Source organism: Aeromonas popoffii (genome assembly GCF_000820025.1).
Lineage (GTDB): Bacteria > Pseudomonadota > Gammaproteobacteria > Enterobacterales > Aeromonadaceae > Aeromonas > Aeromonas popoffii.
Map to the genome: position 1 here is coordinate 80,367 of NZ_CDBI01000001.1, position 16,226 is coordinate 96,592.

Annotated in this window: 17 protein-coding genes; 6 read left to right on the forward strand and 11 right to left on the reverse strand. The window is 60.4% G+C overall.

Translation table 11 applies throughout. From position 1 onward, the window contains the following. Positions 1–6 precede the first annotated feature (6 nt). Positions 7–588 (reverse strand): RNA polymerase sigma factor RpoE, encoded by a 582-nt coding sequence (gene rpoE, locus BN1129_RS00360; protein ID WP_042033782.1) that lies wholly within the window; start codon positions 586–588, stop codon positions 7–9. Between the two features lie 182 nt (positions 589–770). Between rpoE and nadB the strand changes: the two genes are divergently transcribed. Beyond that, the gene (nadB, locus tag BN1129_RS00365) at positions 771–2,378 is read left to right on the forward strand and encodes an L-aspartate oxidase (protein WP_042033783.1); all 1,608 of its coding nucleotides are present in this window, start codon (positions 771–773) and stop codon (positions 2,376–2,378) included. An 83-nt stretch (positions 2,379–2,461) separates the two neighbouring features. Here the strand turns inward: nadB and BN1129_RS00370 are convergent, their stop codons facing one another. Both BN1129_RS00370 and sdhE read right to left on the reverse strand, forming a co-directional pair. After that, on the reverse strand, positions 2,462–2,839 hold the full coding sequence (locus BN1129_RS00370; protein ID WP_209418461.1) for a protein YgfX: 378 nt from the start codon (positions 2,837–2,839) through the stop codon (positions 2,462–2,464). Positions 2,840–2,857: 18 nt separating this feature from the next. After that, positions 2,858–3,127 (reverse strand): FAD assembly factor SdhE, encoded by a 270-nt coding sequence (gene sdhE / locus BN1129_RS00375; RefSeq protein ID WP_042033786.1) that lies wholly within the window; start codon positions 3,125–3,127, stop codon positions 2,858–2,860. Between the two features lie 113 nt (positions 3,128–3,240). Between sdhE and ygfZ the strand changes: the two genes are divergently transcribed. Then, positions 3,241–4,152, forward strand: a complete 912-nt coding sequence (gene ygfZ / locus BN1129_RS00380; RefSeq protein ID WP_042033788.1) for a tRNA-modifying protein YgfZ — start codon at positions 3,241–3,243, stop codon at positions 4,150–4,152. Between the two features lie 6 nt (positions 4,153–4,158). Here the strand turns inward: ygfZ and BN1129_RS00385 are convergent, their stop codons facing one another. Then, positions 4,159–5,040, reverse strand: coding sequence for a LysR family transcriptional regulator (locus BN1129_RS00385; protein ID WP_042033789.1), 882 nt, complete (start codon positions 5,038–5,040; stop codon positions 4,159–4,161). Between the two features lie 136 nt (positions 5,041–5,176). On the opposite strand from BN1129_RS00385, the gene BN1129_RS00390 reads away from it, so the two are divergent. After that, positions 5,177–5,614: a PACE efflux transporter gene (locus BN1129_RS00390; RefSeq protein WP_042033790.1), complete on the forward strand. Its 438-nt coding sequence runs from the start codon at positions 5,177–5,179 to the stop codon at positions 5,612–5,614. 95 nt (positions 5,615–5,709) lie between these two features. Here BN1129_RS00390 and BN1129_RS00395 read toward each other — a convergent pair whose 3' ends face one another. Continuing rightward, positions 5,710–6,051 (reverse strand): hypothetical protein, encoded by a 342-nt coding sequence (locus BN1129_RS00395; RefSeq protein WP_042033791.1) that lies wholly within the window; start codon positions 6,049–6,051, stop codon positions 5,710–5,712. 193 nt (positions 6,052–6,244) lie between these two features. Here BN1129_RS00395 and cutA point away from each other — a divergent pair, with 193 nt between their 5' ends. From cutA to BN1129_RS00410, 3 genes are all read left to right on the forward strand, one after another. After that, the gene (cutA, locus tag BN1129_RS00400; RefSeq protein WP_042033792.1) at positions 6,245–6,562 is read left to right on the forward strand and encodes a divalent-cation tolerance protein CutA; all 318 of its coding nucleotides are present in this window, start codon (positions 6,245–6,247) and stop codon (positions 6,560–6,562) included. Further along, positions 6,559–8,352 (forward strand): protein-disulfide reductase DsbD, encoded by a 1,794-nt coding sequence (locus tag BN1129_RS00405; protein WP_042033793.1) that lies wholly within the window; start codon positions 6,559–6,561, stop codon positions 8,350–8,352. Before cutA ends, BN1129_RS00405 begins: the two co-directional genes overlap by 4 nt. A gap of 126 nt (positions 8,353–8,478) precedes the next feature. Then, positions 8,479–8,892: a hypothetical protein gene (locus BN1129_RS00410; RefSeq protein ID WP_042033794.1), complete on the forward strand. Its 414-nt coding sequence runs from the start codon at positions 8,479–8,481 to the stop codon at positions 8,890–8,892. 51 nt (positions 8,893–8,943) lie between these two features. Here the strand turns inward: BN1129_RS00410 and BN1129_RS00415 are convergent, their stop codons facing one another. The 6 genes from BN1129_RS00415 to hemE form a co-directional block, all read right to left on the reverse strand. After that, positions 8,944–10,248, reverse strand: a complete 1,305-nt coding sequence (locus tag BN1129_RS00415; RefSeq protein WP_157013207.1) for an NAD(P)/FAD-dependent oxidoreductase — start codon at positions 10,246–10,248, stop codon at positions 8,944–8,946. Between the two features lie 270 nt (positions 10,249–10,518). Further along, the gene (fbaA, locus tag BN1129_RS00420) at positions 10,519–11,598 is read right to left on the reverse strand and encodes a class II fructose-bisphosphate aldolase (protein WP_042033796.1); all 1,080 of its coding nucleotides are present in this window, start codon (positions 11,596–11,598) and stop codon (positions 10,519–10,521) included. Positions 11,599–11,714: 116 nt separating this feature from the next. Continuing rightward, positions 11,715–12,878, reverse strand: coding sequence for a phosphoglycerate kinase (locus tag BN1129_RS00425; protein WP_005318809.1), 1,164 nt, complete (start codon positions 12,876–12,878; stop codon positions 11,715–11,717). 62 nt (positions 12,879–12,940) lie between these two features. After that, positions 12,941–13,951 carry an erythrose-4-phosphate dehydrogenase gene (gene epd / locus BN1129_RS00430; protein WP_042033797.1) on the reverse strand — a complete coding sequence of 337 codons (1,011 nt, stop codon included), beginning with the start codon at positions 13,949–13,951 and terminating at the stop codon, positions 12,941–12,943. Positions 13,952–13,997: 46 nt separating this feature from the next. Then, positions 13,998–14,927: an ROK family protein gene (locus BN1129_RS00435; protein ID WP_042033798.1), complete on the reverse strand. Its 930-nt coding sequence runs from the start codon at positions 14,925–14,927 to the stop codon at positions 13,998–14,000. A gap of 204 nt (positions 14,928–15,131) precedes the next feature. Then, positions 15,132–16,199, reverse strand: coding sequence for a uroporphyrinogen decarboxylase (hemE, locus tag BN1129_RS00440; RefSeq protein WP_042033799.1), 1,068 nt, complete (start codon positions 16,197–16,199; stop codon positions 15,132–15,134). Positions 16,200–16,226: the final 27 nt, after the last annotated feature.

Below are 16,226 nucleotides of genomic sequence, written 5' to 3' on the forward strand. Positions count from 1 at the left end.
CCCCAGTTAATTCTCGATCAGAGGTTTCAGCTTTTTATCGATTGCTTCCCTCGCCCGGAAAATACGGGATCTCACCGTACCGACAGGGCAATCCATGATTTCGGCAATCTCTTCATAGCTCAGCCCTTCCAGTTCACGAAGGGTGATGGCTGTCCTCAAGTCTTCAGGCAAAGCTTCTATGGCGGAAAACACAGTGCGCTTGATTTCGTCGGTCAGCGCCAGGTTTTCCGGTGTTGCCACCTCTTGCAAGGCTTCGCCACCACCATAGTATTCTGCCTCGTCCGCCTCTACATCACTGCTGGGCGGCCTGCGCCCCTGAGAGGTCAGATAATTTTTGGCCGTATTCACGGCGATTCGGTACAACCAGGTGTAAAACGCGCTCTCGCCACGGAATGTCGGCAACGCCCGGTAGGCTTTGATAAATGCCTCCTGCGCCACATCCGGCACATCGCCCGGATTGTTGACATACCTGGCAACCAGGTTGACCACTTTATGCTGGTATTTTTTTACCAACAGGTTGAATGCATTTTTATCGCCACGCTGGACCCGTTCAACCAGCTGTTCGTCCAGTAGATTCTGGTCGCTCATCAGAGCCGTAAAACCCCCATCAGGTTATCGTTTTTCTTTTCCGGCCCTTCCTAAGCGCACAAGTTCAGACAGGAGGAATCAGGGAAAGTTCGGTTGCATTGAAAAAAATGTGACGCAGGCTGCATCACGGCCCTCGCTTGGGCTACCATGGTGCCAGTTCTTAATCCAAGCCAATGATACTTATGAAAGCAAGTATTGAATACCTTTGCGATGTACTGATCATTGGCAGCGGTGCCGCTGGTCTATCCCTCGCGTTGCGGTTGGCAGACCAGGCCAAAGTCCTGGTTCTGAGCAAGGGTCCCATCAGTGAGGGGGCCACTTTGTATGCGCAAGGAGGCATCGCTGCCGTTTTCGACGAAACAGACAGCATCGAATCCCACGTGAGCGACACGCTCAACGCCGGGGCCGGGTTGTGTGACCCAGCCGTGGTAGAGTTCACCGCCCGTCACGCCCGCGAGTCCATCCAGTGGCTGATCCAACAGGGCGTTCCCTTCGATCAGGAGCAGGACGCCGAGGGTGAATCCCACTATCACCTGACCCGCGAAGGGGGCCACAGCCATCGCCGCATCTTCCACGCGGCCGATGCCACCGGCAAGGCGGTGCAGCTCACCCTGATCGATCAGGTGCGCTCCCACCCCAATATCCAGCTGATGGAGCGTTTCAACGCGGTCGACCTCATCACCACCCGCAAGCTGGGTCTGCCGGGCAACAAGGTGCTGGGCGCCTACGTCTGGAACCGCAACGCCGAGCAGGTCGAAGTGATCCGCGCCCGCTTCGTGGCGCTGGCCACCGGCGGCGCCTCCAAGGTATATCAGTATACCTCCAACCCGGACGTGAGTTCGGGTGACGGTATCGCCATGGCGTGGCGCGCCGGCTGCCGGGTGGCGAACCTGGAGTTCAACCAGTTCCACCCCACCAGCCTGTTCCACCCCGATGACCCCAACTTCCTGTTGACCGAAGCCCTGCGCGGGGAAGGCGCCTATCTGCGCCGTCCCGACGGTAGCCGCTTCATGCTGGAGTTTGACGAGCGGGCCGAGCTGGCCCCGCGGGACATAGTCGCCCGCGCCATCGACCACGAGATGAAACGCCTTGGTGCCGACTGCATGTATCTGGACATCAGCCACAAGCCGGCGGATTTCATCATCAAGCACTTCCCGACCATCCATGAACGCTGCCTCGCAGTCGGCATCGACATCACCAAAGAACCGATGCCCATCGTCCCGGCTGCTCACTACACCTGTGGCGGCGTAATGATAGACAATAATGGCCAGACCGACATTCCCGGTCTCTATGCCATCGGTGAAGTCACCTATACAGGGCTGCACGGCGCCAACCGCATGGCCTCCAACTCCCTGCTCGAGTGCGTGGTCTATGCCCATCAGGCGGGGGCCGACATCATGGCCAAGCTGCCCATGAGCATTGAACCGCCCCATCTGCCCGCCTGGGATGAGAGCAAGGTGGATAACTCGGACGAGCAGGTCGTTATCCAGCACAACTGGCACGAGCTACGGCTGATGATGTGGGACTATGTAGGAATAGTGCGTACCAACAAACGCCTGGCCCGCGCCAAACGCCGCATTGATCTGCTCAAGCAGGAGGTGCAGGAGTACTACGCCAACTTCCGGGTCTCCAACAACTTGCTGGAGCTGCGCAACCTGCTGCAAGTGGCCGAGCTCATCGTCAACTGCGCCTTGCAGCGCAAGGAGTCCCGTGGCCTGCACTACAACCTGGATTATCCAGACATGCAGCCAGACTCCAAACCCACGGTACTGACGCCGGATCGGGAGTAATCACCCGTTAGGCGTCACCCAACTGACCTCGCCCCGGCGGGGTCATTTGCTATGGGGGATAAGGGTCAAAACGGGCGGTACGATTAACGGGCGGGCGGGGTTAGCCGGATGGCGCGGGCCAGCTCCCTGTAGTGTTCCGGCGCGAGCGCGTCGGAGAAAAGCCAGAGGCGCGCATCGGGCCTGTCGTTTGCCACAAGTTGCAGCCAGAGTGCCCCGGGCAAGATGCGGCTGCGCGTCCCCAGCTGGTAGCGATTGCCCTGCCACTCCAGCCACTGCCCATCCCACACCAGCATACCGGCATTGCGACGGGAGCGGCGCCAGGCCAGCCAGCCCCCCGTCAGCCAGCAGGGCAACCAGAGTGCCCACTGCCAGCCATGGATCAGACTGGCCACAGGCCACCACAACAGCAGAAACAGGATCAGCAGCAGAACACGCTGCTGCCGGGAGAGAATGACGGGCATGACCACCCGCATCGGGGATCAGCTCAAGCTGTCGTGGCGCGCCTGATTGCGCTCCAGGATCAGGGGGATCATGGCGGCAAAGGCGGGGTCAGCCGGAACACCATGGCCCATGCACCATTTGAACAGGTCCGGGTCATCGCTCTCCAGCAAACGAATGAAGGTCTGCTGCTGTTCATCGCTCAGGCTATCGAACTCGTGTTCAAAGAACGGCATAAAGATCACATCCAGCTCGAGCATGCCACGACGGCAGGCCCACTTCAGGCGGGATTTTTCAATTGGGCTCAACATGGCACTCTCCTTACAAAGACCTGTGGATGGTAACAGCTGGATTTTCCGGCTGACAAACATTCCTTACGTCTTTACCATGCAGGTCACATACTTTCTGTCTCTGGAATACCATCGTGAGCCTGCAAACGCCTGTTTTTCCTGCCGAGCCAACCCTTTTCTCCCTGACCGATCTGGCCATCACCAGCCTGACCGGTGCGGATCGCGTCAAATATCTGCAAGGCCAGGTCACCTGCGACGTCAACGCCCTGCAACCGGGCCAGAGTACGCTGGGCGGCCACTGCGATGCCAAAGGCAAGCTGTGGGGCGATTTTCGTCTGCTCTGCCTGAGCGATCGCCTGCTGCTGCTGACCAAACCCTCTGTGCTGGCTCGCCAATTGCCGGAGCTCAAGAAGTTTGCGGTGTTTGCCAAGGTAGAGTTCGCCGAGAACCATGGTCAGGCGGTCGGTGTGGCTGGCCAGGGCACAGATGAGTGGATGGCGGCCCGATTTGCCGTGTCACAAACCGGCCTGATCGACGATGGGATGGCGGTGCAGATCGAAACGGATCGCTGGCTGCTGGTGAGCGATCAGCCGTTGGCGCTGGACCTGCCTGCCGGCAGTGAATCACTCTGGTGGGGGCTGGATATCAAGGCTGGTATCCCGCATATGGAAGCGGTACATCAGGGGGAATACATACCCCAGATGCTGAATCTGCAGGCGCTGGAGGGGATCAGCTTCACCAAGGGCTGCTACATGGGGCAGGAGACGGTGGCCCGCGCCAAGTATCGCGGTGCCAACAACCGCGCCCTGTTCGTGCTGGCCGGCACCGCCAGCGAGCCCGTCGCCTGTGGCGATGCCCTGGAGATCCAGCTCGGTGACAACTGGCGGCGCAGCGGCATGGTGCTCAACGTCTGGCAACAGGCTGGTCAGGTGTGGATCACGGCCGTGCTGCCCAAGGATACAGAGACCGATGCCCGTTTTCGTTTCAAGCAGGAGGAGGCCTCCAGCCTCGCTCTGCAAGCCCTGCCCTACTCGCTGACCGAGTAAGGTCGGCTAACGAGGCACCCGCGCCAGCAGTGCCTCCTTGAGCCAGCGCCCCGCCTGCCCGAGCGGGCGGGCGCGATGCCACTGCAACTCCAGCTCCAGTTCGGCCTTGGCGATAAAATCCGGGTTGAGCACCACTACCTCCCCCCGCGCCAGCGGCCGATGCAGCAGAAAATCGGGGATCGCCGCCCACCCCAGCCCCAGCTTGACCAGCTCCAGAATGCCGAGATCCCCCTCGACCCACCACACCTGCGCCGAGAGGCGGAAGCGGTGGCGCTCCGTGCCCTCCCGCCGTCCCGTCACCATCAGCTGGCGGGCCCCTTGCAGATCGCTCTCTCGCAGCGGCGTTCTGTGGGCCAGTGGATGATCCGGGGAGACCACCAGCGGCATGCCGACGGATCCCAGCGAACGGGAGGCTATCTCCCGCTCCGGCTGTTCCTTCTGGTAGCTGATGCCAAGCTGGGCCCGACCGCTTTTGAGCAGCTCGGTCACATCCTCCATCAGGGGAAACAGCAGCTCCAGTTCAACGCCCGGGTAACGGGTGGCGAACTCTTCCAGCAGAGAGCCGAGCCAGGGCAGGTGGGAATCATCGTCGATGGCCAGGGTGAGCCGCGACTCTATGCCTGCGGCCAGCTCCCCGGCAATCGCCTGCAATCGCTCGCTTTGGGCCAGCAAGATGCTGGCTTCCTGGTGGATGCGGGTGCCCGCCTCCGTCAGCACGGGATAGCGGGCCGAGCGATCAAACAGCGCCAGCCCAAGATCTATCTCCAGGTTGGCGATGGCGGTGCTGATCACGGACTGCGACTTGCCCAGCTTGCGGGCCGCCGCCGAGAAGGAGCCCGTCTCTGCCGCCGCCAGCAGCGCCTTGAGTTGTTCCAGCGAGGGGTTCATCCAGTTGCTCCTGTCATGACCTGATTGCACACCAATCCATCTGTTTTAACGATAGATACTAACGTGAACCTATCAGAAATTCGCGATAAATTGGCCACCATCGACACTCAGAAACAGATAGATAGAGAGACAGACCATGCGTAATACCCGTGACCGCCTGCGCCACGCCATTGGCTTTGAACTGATTGGTCTGCTGATCGCGGCCCCCCTGGCAAGCTGGATCACTGGCGTAGGACTCCACCATATGGGACCGCTGGCATTGTTCTTCTCGGTGCTCGCCACCGTCTGGAACTACGTCTACAACATCGGGGTCGACAAGCTGTTGCTGAAGTATCAGGGCCATACCCACAAGACCCTGTGGCAGCGGGTGCTGCACACCTTCGGCTTTGAGGGCGGTCTGCTGATCGTCGCGCTGCCGGTCATGTCCTGGTGGCTGAGCGTCAGTATGCTGGAAGCGCTGGTGCTGGATCTGGGCTTCGTGCTGTTTTACCTGGTCTACGCCTTCATCTACAACTGGAGCTATGACAAGGTGTTCCCGATACCGGGTCAGGTGCAGCAGAACGCACTGGGTTAAGCGACAGGAAAACAGGGCAGGGACAACGAGGCACCATCATGCGACTGGCATGATGGTGCTGGAGGAGGGCAAGCCAGTCGGGCCTGCCGCAGCGCTCAGGCTTGCGCCTTCAGCGCTTCGGTCGGGACATCTGCCTCGGCCGACTCCTGGGTCAGCATGGCCTCAAGGTCGCTCTGGTACTGGTTCAGCAGGCGCTGGGCAGCCACCATGTCACCCTTGTGCAGACGCTCGAACAGATGGTGTTGCACCACGTCGTTGAGATACTCCACCGTGACGGGTTGCTCCAGGGCAGCCAGCAGCTCCTCTTTTTCCAGTTCGGCATTGATTTCATCGGCACTGGTACGCAGCAGACCGGCCAGTTGCACCAACATACGGCGCTCACCTTCGCGCAACAGGCTCAACATGCGGTTTCTCTGCTGCTCATTCTGTTGGGTCATACATTTCCTTACGTCGAATGGGAACAAGCCCGCTCATTCTGCCCTGTCCGTTTGACAGCGTCTATCTCATGCCCCCCACTTATTTTCATGTCGAGCCGATAAAGGCCGTCAGATGCTATTTGCCCCGTCGCTAGGTATAGTAGCCACTGGTTTACGGGCGCCTGACCGCCCCGCACAGACGAGAAATTTCACCATGACAGATGCCATTCTGGTGCTGTGCACCTGCCCGGATGAGGCCAGTGCCGACCTCATCAGCGAACACCTGCTGAACCAGCGGCTGGCAGCCTGCATCAATCAGCTGCCCGGTCTCACCTCCGTCTATCGCTGGCAGGGGAAGATAGAACGGGCACGGGAGATCCAGCTCATCATCAAGTCGCGGGCCTCCCTGTTCGAACTCTTGCGCCTATGCATCCTCAGCCATCACCCCTATGAGGTGCCGGAGATCCTGGCACTCCCGACAAGCCAGGGCCATCAGCCCTATCTCGACTGGTTAACACAGGAAACCTCATGACACTGTCTCGCCTGCTCTCCCCCCTGCTTGTGCTCTCTGCTCTGCTGCTGTCCACTCTGAGTGCGACGCCGGTTCAGGCTGGCAGTGACAGTCTGCTGAGCGCCCTCGGCATCGAGGCCAACGCCCAGCCCAAGTTTCTGAAAGCCGACGACGCCTTCGTCCTCGAGAGTGAACAGCAGGGCAACCAGTTGCTGCTGACCCTGCGCATCGCCGATGACTACTACCTCTACCGCCACAGCTTCCGCTTCCAGGGCGAGAACCTCGCCTTCAGCGAACCCGTCTTGCCCGCAGGGACCGAGCATCAGGATGACTTCTTCGGCAAGACCCGGGTCTACTACCGGGAGGTGCAGATCCCCGTCACCCTGACCGAGGCGGGCCAGCAGGCCAGCCTCACCGTCAGCTATCAGGGCTGCACCGACGGTCTCTGCTACCCGCCCACCGACAAGCAGATTGCGGTGCAGCCCCTTGTGGCCAGCACCCACGATGTCGCGCAGACCAGCATGGATGAAGCCGCCAGCCCCCCTGCCAGCAGCCAGCAGGATCAGCTGGCCGCCGCCCTCGGCAGCCAGGGATTCTGGCTCAGCATCGCCGTCTTCTTCGCGCTGGGGCTGGGGCTCGCCTTCACCCCCTGCGTCTTCCCCATGTACCCCATACTGACCGGCATCATAGCCGGGGCGGGTCATCGTCTCTCCACCCGCCGCGCCTTCCTGCTCTCCTTCGTCTATGTGCAAGGGATGGCGGTGACCTATACCCTGCTCGGGCTGGTGGTAGCGTCGGCGGGCTTGAAATTCCAGGCGGCGCTGCAGCACCCCTATGTGCTGATCGGGCTCTCCGTCATGTTCGTGGTGCTGGCACTCTCCATGTTCGGGCTCTACACCCTGCAACTGCCGAGCAACCTGCAAACCCGGCTGTCCGGCCTCTCCAACCGCCAGCAGGGTGGCTCGCTACCCGGGGTCGGCATCATGGGGATGATCTCCGGCCTGGTCTGCTCCCCTTGCACCACGGCGCCGCTCTCGGGGGCGCTGATCTACGTGGCCCAGAGCGGTGATCTCTGGCTCGGCGGTGCGGCTCTCTATGCCCTGTCGCTGGGGATGGGGCTGCCGCTGCTGCTGCTCGGCACCTCGGGCGGCAAGCTGCTGCCCAAGGCCGGCGCCTGGATGGATATGATCAAGCAACTCTTTGGCTTTGCGCTGCTGGCGGTGCCCATACTGCTGCTGTCACGGCTGTGGAGCGATCAGATGGCCGCTCTGGTATGGCTGGGCTGGGGATTGGTACTGTGCGGCTATCTCTATCACCACAACCAGCATCAGAGTCACTCCGTGGGTCGCAGCCTGCGCGGCTTCGTACTCTTGCTACTGATGATCAGTGCCGTGGTGGTGGGCAAGGACCTGCTGCTGCCCGACCCCGGCGTCAAGGCCAGCTCCGAGGCCCAGGCGCCCCAGTTTATCCGTATCAAGACCCAGGATGATCTCAAGGTGCAGCTGGCCGCCGCCCGCGGCAAGCCGGTGCTGCTGGACCTCTATGCCGACTGGTGTGTGGCCTGCAAGGAGTTCGAACACAAGACCTTTAGCGACCCGGCAGTGCGCGAACGCTTCGGCCAGATGGTGCTGCTGCAGGCGGACGTCACCGCCAACGACGATGCCGATGTGGAACTGCTCAACGGCCTCAACGTGCTGGGGCTGCCGACCCTGATCTTCTTCGATCGCGCTGGCAACGAAGTGAGCGGTCAGCGGGTGACGGGCTTTATGGGGCCGGCCGAGTTTTTGGGTCAGCTCGACAAGTTGCGCTGAAAACAGCTGGCCCGGCCTCACGCCCGGGCCCAACGGTTAACCGCTGATTTTTCTGGCAATCCCTTGTATATGATCGGCAGCGTGGCAAAATTTGCCCCTTCCCGTCTCGCATCGTCCGGAGTTTTGATGAAAAAGTGGTTCATCCCCCTGCTGGCCCTCTGGCTATCTGGTTGTTACGCAGGTCCCGGTGAAGAGGCGATCCAGACCCAGGTGACCGCCAAACTCCAGTCTGACACAGACGACAATCTGTTCGAGATCAGTGACTTTGCCATTCTCGGCAAAGAAGAGCGGATGGAGGGGGTCTATCTGATCAAGGTGAGCTACCAGCTCCATTTCAAGCAAGGGCTGGATCAGTTGCGGGTGCAGCATGACGAGGACCTGGTCTATGACAGGGTCGGCCCCTTCCAGCAGGAGATGGGGCTGATGGAGCTGGAGCGCAAATACGGCGAGTTCGACGCGGGCCAGGTACTGCCCCAGCAGACCGACGTCTGGATGATGAAAACCGAACTGGGCTGGCGCCTGGCTGAGCCCGCTCACTAAACACCTATCCACCGGCCAAGGCTGCGTCTCTTAAGCTGTTTTTCTCGCCCCTTACAGCAGATCCTTCATCCGGTGCCACAACATGCCCAGTGCCAACAGCGGGGAGCGCAGCGCCGGGCCGCCCGGGAAGGTCATGTGGGGCACGCTGGCAAAGAGATCGAAACCCCGGCTCTCCCCCTTGATCGCCTCTGCCACCAGCTTGCCCGCCATGTGGGTGGCGTTGAGACCGTGACCAGAATAGGCCTGGGCGTAGAGCACGTTGGGATATTCCTTCAAGCGGCCAATCTGCGGCAGCCGGTTAGCGCCGATCCCTATCATGCCGCCCCATTGAAACTCAATGGCGGTACCGGCCAGCTCGGGGAAGACCCGCAGCAGCTTGGGCAACATGAACGCCTTGATATCCTTGGGATCCCTTCCTGAGTAGTTGCAGGCACCGCCAAACAGCAGGCGCCCGTCGGCGGAGAGACGATAGTAGTCGAGCGCCACGTTCTGATCACACACCGCCATGTTTTGCGGCAGCAGACGCTGACGCAGCCGTTTTTCCAGCACTTCAGTGGCGAGAATATAGGAACCGGCTGGCAGCACCCGGCCCCCCAGTTCGGGATTGAGGTCATTGAGGTAGGCGTTGCAACCGATAACCAGATAATCGGCAGTGACCCGACCGTGAGCTGTGGTCACCTCGACCCGTTTGCCGTAGTCGATATGGGTCACTCTGGAGTGTTCAAACAGGGAGACCCCGAGGCTGGCAGCGGCACGCGCCTCACCCAGCACCAGATTGAGGGGATGCAGGTGGCCAGAGCCCATGTCGATCATGCCGCCGATATAGCGATCAGACCCGACCACTGTGTGGATCTCATCCCGTGGCACCAGCGTGATCTCGTGCTGATAGCCAAGGCCGGCCAGATGCGCCGCCTCCTCTTCAAACCCGGCCAGATGACGCTGGCGGGTAGCAAGATCGCAGTAGCCCCAGGTGAGGTCGCAGTCGATGTTGAAGTGCTCGATGCGCTCTCGCACCAGCTGTACCGCCTCCAGCCCCATCAGATCCAGCTCGCGCACCCCCTGCTCGCCGATCCAGCGGGCAAACTGGCCGGTGTCGTGGCCTATGCCACGAATGAGCTGACCGCCGTTGCGGCCAGACGCCCCCCAGCCGATGCGGTTCGCCTCCAGCAGGACCACCTTGTAACCCGCCTGTGCCAGGTTGATAGCGGTGTTGAGGCCGGTGAAGCCGCCACCTATGATGCAGACGTCGGCATTGAGCTCACCGCTGAGCTCGGGCCACTGTTGATTGTCGTTGCGGGTGGCCGCGTAATAGGAGGCGACGTGCTCCTGATGTCCGTTGTGCTTTCCTGCCTGCATACTCAGCATCCTGCCTTGGTAGCCCGACCTGCCCTCGATAATACCCAGCCCCCTACCCCCAATCTAGCCTCCGTGGATCACAGAAATGGAAAAGGCGTACCAAAGGACACCGTTTACTGCATTCTCGGTTTGAGGCAGGCCATCGAGATGGCCCATTCCCCCAGATACAACAGACACAGGAAAGGAGGTATCTGCTGCAATCAGGGCCCTTACAAACACGAAAGGCGCCCCGAGGGGCGCCTTTGCAAGCAATCAAGATACGGTAACGAATTACAGTACGTTGATGGCGTTCAGGTCGGAGAAGGCTTTCTCCAGACGAGCGATCATGGCAGTCTGACCTTCACGCAGCCATACGCGCGGATCGTAGAACTTCTTGTTCGGCTTGTCAGCGCCTTCCGGGTTGCCCAGCTGGCCTTGCAGGTAAGCTTCGTTCTTCTGGTAGAACTTCAGCACGCCTTCCCAGGTTGCCCACTGGGTGTCGGTGTCGATGTTCATCTTCACGACGCCGTAGGAGATGGACTCGCGGATCTCTTCCAGAGTGGAACCTGAACCACCGTGGAATACGAAGTCCAGAGACTTGGCAGGCAGACCAAACTTCTCGGAAACGTGCTTCTGGGAAGCGTCCAGGATGGACGGGGTCAGCTTGACGTTACCCGGCTTGTATACACCGTGTACGTTACCGAAGGAGGCAGCGATGGTGAAACGCGGGCTGATCTTGGACAGACGCTCGTAAGCGTAAGCAACATCTTCAGGCTGGGTGTACAGGGAAGATTGATCCAGGTGGCTGTTGTCCACGCCATCTTCTTCGCCACCGGTGCAACCCAGTTCCAGCTCCAGAGTCATGTTCATCTTGGCCATGCGGGTCAGGTACTCGCAGCAGATGTCGATGTTCTCTTCCAGAGACTCTTCGGACAGATCCAGCATGTGGGAGGAGAACAGCGGCTTGCCGGTTTCAGCAAAGTGCTTCTCGCCCGCTTCCAGCAGACCGTCGATCCACGGCAGCAGCTTCTTGGCAGCGTGGTCGGTGTGCAGGATAACCGGAATACCATAGGCTTCGGCAACGGCGTGAACGTGCTTGGCACCGGAGATGGCACCGATGATGGCAGCCTTATGACCTTCCATCTTCAGACCCTTGCCGGCGGTGAATACGGCACCACCGTTGGAGAACTGAACGATAACCGGCGCCTTGACCTTGGCGGCAGCTTCCAGCACGGCGTTAACGGAGTCGGTACCAACGCAGTTGACGGCCGGCAGAGCGAAGCCGTTCTCTTTGGCGATGGCGAATACTTTCTGAACGTCATCACCAGTGATCACGCCGGGTTTTACGAAGTCGAAAATTTTCTTAGACATGTTTAATCGTCCTGTTCTCGTATGCCGTTAATAAAAAATGGGGGGTTCATCATGAACCGGCACAGCGGCCACATGATAAACGAAACGGGAGGCTTTTGCCCCCCGTCTCGGGTCAATTAGGCTTTGGCGCGCTGTTCAAGCATCGCAACAGCCGGCAGTACCTTGCCTTCTACAAACTCCAGGAAGGCGCCGCCGCCAGTGGAGATGTAGGAGACTTTGTCGGCGATGCCAAACTTGTCGATGGCGGCCAGGGTGTCACCACCGCCAGCGATGGAGAAGGCCGGAGACGCAGCGATGGCTTCGGCAATCACCTTGGTGCCTGCGGAGAACTGGTCGAACTCGAACACGCCAACCGGGCCGTTCCACAAAATGGTCTTGGCGTTCATGATGATGTCGGCCAGGGCCTTGGCAGAGTCAGGGCCGATGTCGAAGATCATGTCGCCGTCGGTCACGTCGGAGACGGACTTGATGGTGGCCGGAGTAGACTCGGAGAACTCGGTACCCACGACCACGTCGGTGGTGACAGGAATGTTGGTCTCGGCGGCCAGTTTCTTGGCGGTGTCGAGCAGGTCGTGTTCACACAGGGACTTGCCGACGTTGTGACCGGCAGCAGCGATGAAGGTGTTGGCGATGCCACCACCGACCACCAGCTGGTCTGCGATCTTGGAGAGGGACTCCAGCACGGTCAGCTTGGTGGAGACCTTGGAGCCGCCCACGATGGCAACCATCGGACGCTCGGGCTTGAGCATGGCTTTGCCCAAGGCTTCCAGCTCACCGGCCAGCAGCGGACCAGCACAGGCGATCGGGGCAAATTGAGCCACACCGTAGGTAGAACCTTCGGCGCGGTGAGCAGTACCGAATGCATCCATTACAAAGACGTCACACAGGGCGGCGTATTTTTTGGCCAGCTCTTCGGTGTTCTTCTTCTCGCCTTTGTTGAAACGGCAGTTTTCCAGCACAACCAGCTCACCGGCAGCGACGTCTACGCCATCCAGGTAATCCTTGGCCAGGCGGACCGGGCAGGACAGTGCGTCTTTCAGATAGTTGACGACCGGAGCCAGGGAGAACTCTTCGTTGTATTCACCCTCGGTCGGACGACCCAGGTGGGAGGTGATCATCAGCTTGGCGCCCTTTTCCAGAGCCAGCTTGATGGTCGGCAGCGTCGCCACGATACGTGCGTCGGAAGTGACCTTGCCGTCTTTTACCGGCACGTTCAGGTCAGCACGGATCAGCACGCGTTTACCCGCCAGATCCAGGTCGGTCATCTTGATAACAGACATATTCAGTCCTCTATATTTTCAGGTAATGTTAAAAACAGTAACCTTGTGCCCGGTGCAGGCTCTCAGCCTGCGGCCATCATGGCCCGGGTGGTATCCAGCATACGGTTGGCGAAGCCCCATTCGTTATCGCACCACATCAACATCTTGACGAGGTTGGCATCGCTGACCCGGGTCTGGGTACCATCAATGATGCAGGAGTGCGCATCATGATTAAAGTCTACGGAGACCAATGGCTCTTCCGTGTAATCCAGAATACCGCTTAATGTACCTCTGGATGCTCGTTGCAGAGCTTGATTTACGTCAGTAACCGTCACTTTTTTACGAACAGTAATACTGAGATCCATTGCCGTTACGTTGATGGTCGGCACCCGTACCGCAATCGCCTCGAACTTGCCGGCGAAGTGGGGGAGGATTCGCTCCAACCCCTTTGCCAGCTTGGTGTCAACCGGGATGATGGACTGGCTGGCAGCACGGGTTCGACGCAAGTCACTGTGGTAGGCATCGATGACTTGCTGATCATGCATGGCCGAATGAATTGTCGTAATAGTACCACAATTTATCTCGAACTCTCGATGCAATGTTTCTATGACGGGCACCACGCAGTTGGTGGTACAGGAGGCGTTGGAGACGATCCGCTCCCGCCCCGTCAGCACCTGATGGTTCACCCCGTAGACGATGGTCGCATCCACATCCGCATCAGCCGGATGGGAGAAAAGCACCTTGCCCGCCCCCGCCGCCAGATGGCGTTCGGCATCGGCCCGCGAGCCAAATACCCCGGTGCAGTCCAGTACCACATCCACCCCCAACGCCCGCCACGGCAGGCTGGCCGGATCCCGCTCGGCAAACAGGGGGATGAGATCCTCCCCCACCAGCATGCTGCTGCCGGCCAGCTGCACTGGATACCGGAAGCGGCCGTGGCTGGTATCGAAACGGGTGAGGTGCACCATGGCTTCGGGCGCTGCCAGTTCGTTGATGGCAACGATCTTGATGGTCTTGTCGCGCCCGCTTTCATAGAGGGCTCGCAACACGTTGCGGCCAATCCGCCCGTAACCATTGATGGCAATCTTGATCATGGAAAAAGTGTGTCCTTAGCGACGGCAAAGAGGACCGATGGATGGCTCACGACAGCAGGGCATCCTGGAATACGCCACGGGCCAGCAGGGCAGCCCCGAATACCCCAGCACTGTCACCCAAGGCAGGAGCAATAATGGGGGTGGCGAAGCGGGGATTAAAGAGGAAGGGCAAAATTGTCTGCCGCCCGGCGCTGTAAAGGCTCTGCACGTTGCCGACCCCGCCGCCGATGACGATGACATCCGGATCCAGAATGTTGACCACGTTGGCCAGCGCCTGACCAAACAGCAGGTGCAGTCGGTCGAGGGTGAGCCTGGCCACATGATCGTGGGCGCTGGCCGCCGCAATCTGGGCCAGCGACAGATGACGCTTGGCCTTGGCCTGATACCAGGCCTCCAGCGCGGGGCCGCTGATGAAGGACTCGACGCAACCGCGCTTGCCGCAATAGCACTCGGGCCCATCGGGGGAGAGCACATTGTGGCCCCACTCACCGGCGATGCCGTGGTGGCCATTGAGGATCTGGCCGTTGATGACGATGCCGGAACCGACCCCGGTGCCCATGATGATGCCGAACACCACGCGTGCAGAGGGATGGTGCTGGCGCACCGCCCCGAGATGGGTCTCCGCCAGGGCGAAGCAGTTGGCGTCGTTGGCAATCAGCACAGGCACACCCAGTTTAAGCTCCAGATCTTCCTTGAACGGCTTGCCGTTGAGCTCTGTGGTGTTGCAGTTCTTCATCAGGCCGGTCTGGGGATCCCGCGCCCCCGGCGTGCCCATGCCCAGCACGCCCGGCCGCTGACCCAGTCTGGTGGCGCACTCGTCCACCAGTTTGGCGATCTGGCCGATCATGTGCTGATAGCCGCCCTGGCGCTCGGTGTGGATGCGGTGGCGCAGCAGCACCTCATCGCCATCCAGCACCACGCATTCACACTTGGTACCACCGAGATCTATGCCCCAATCCAGTGATTTTTTGCTCATCTTGCCTCCTGCCATGACCAAGGATGCTGCCGCGAGGACGCTAGCTGTCCGCCTCACCTGCGACCGCTCATCTTGCTCTTCATTTACCCGCGAGTGTGGCGCAGTGTAACCCGAGCCGGGGCCGGGATGCAGCCCCAAACCACGGCAGGCCGGATAACAAAACGGGGCCCGCAGGCCCCGTTCTCATTGTGCTTTTTACCGGTCTCAGCGACCGTGGTACTGAGCCGACAGCTCGTGCACCGCATTGACGAACACACCTGCATGCTCCGGATCCACATCCTGATGGATGCCGTGCCCCAGGTTGAAGACGTGGCCGTTGCCGCTGCCAAAGCCCGCCAGTATGGTAGCGACCTCTTCGCGGATACGCGCTGGCGCGGCGTAGAGCATGGAAGGATCCATGTTGCCCTGCAGTGCCACCTTGTCACCGACCCGGCGCTTGGCGTCTGCTATGTCTATGGTCCAGTCCAGCCCCAGCGCATCGCAACCGGTGGCGGCGATCTGCTCCAGCCACTGGCCGCCGTTCTTGGTGAACAGGGTCACCGGCACGCGGCGCCCCTCATTTTCACGGATCAGGCCATCGACGATCTTGTGCATGTACTGCAGGGAGAAATCGCGGTAATCCCGTGGGGTCAGCACGCCGCCCCAGGTGTCGAACACCATGACCGACTGGGCACCCGCCATGATCTGGGCATTGAGATAGGCGATGACGCTGTCGGCCAGCTTGTCCAGCAGCAAGTGCAGTGTCATGGGCTCTGCATACATCATCTGCTTGATCTTGGTGAAGGCCTTGGAGCTGCCCCCCTCCACCATGTAGGTGGCCAGGGTCCAGGGGCTGCCGGAGAAGCCGATGAGCGGCACCTCGCCCTTCAGCTCGCGGCGTATGGTGCGCACCGCATTCATCACGTAGCCCAGCTCGTCTTCCGGATCCGGAATGGGCAGCGCCTGCACATCGGCCATGGATTTGATGGGACGCTCGAAGCGCGGGCCTTCGCCGTGTTCGAAGTAGAGACCCAGCCCCATGGCATCGGGCACAGTCAGGATGTCGGAGAAGAGAATGGCGGCATCGAGCGGATAGCGGCGCAGGGGCTGCAGGGTGACTTCACAGGCCAGTTCGGCGTTGCGGCACAGGGACATGAAGTCCCCCGCGACGGCGCGGGTCGCCTTGTATTCCGGCAGATAACGGCCAGCCTGGCGCATCATCCATACCGGGGTCATGTCCACTTCCTGGCGCAGCAGGGCACGCAGGTATCGATCGTTCTTCAGCTCTTTCATCCCAGTTCCTGAGTTCATATCACGCAT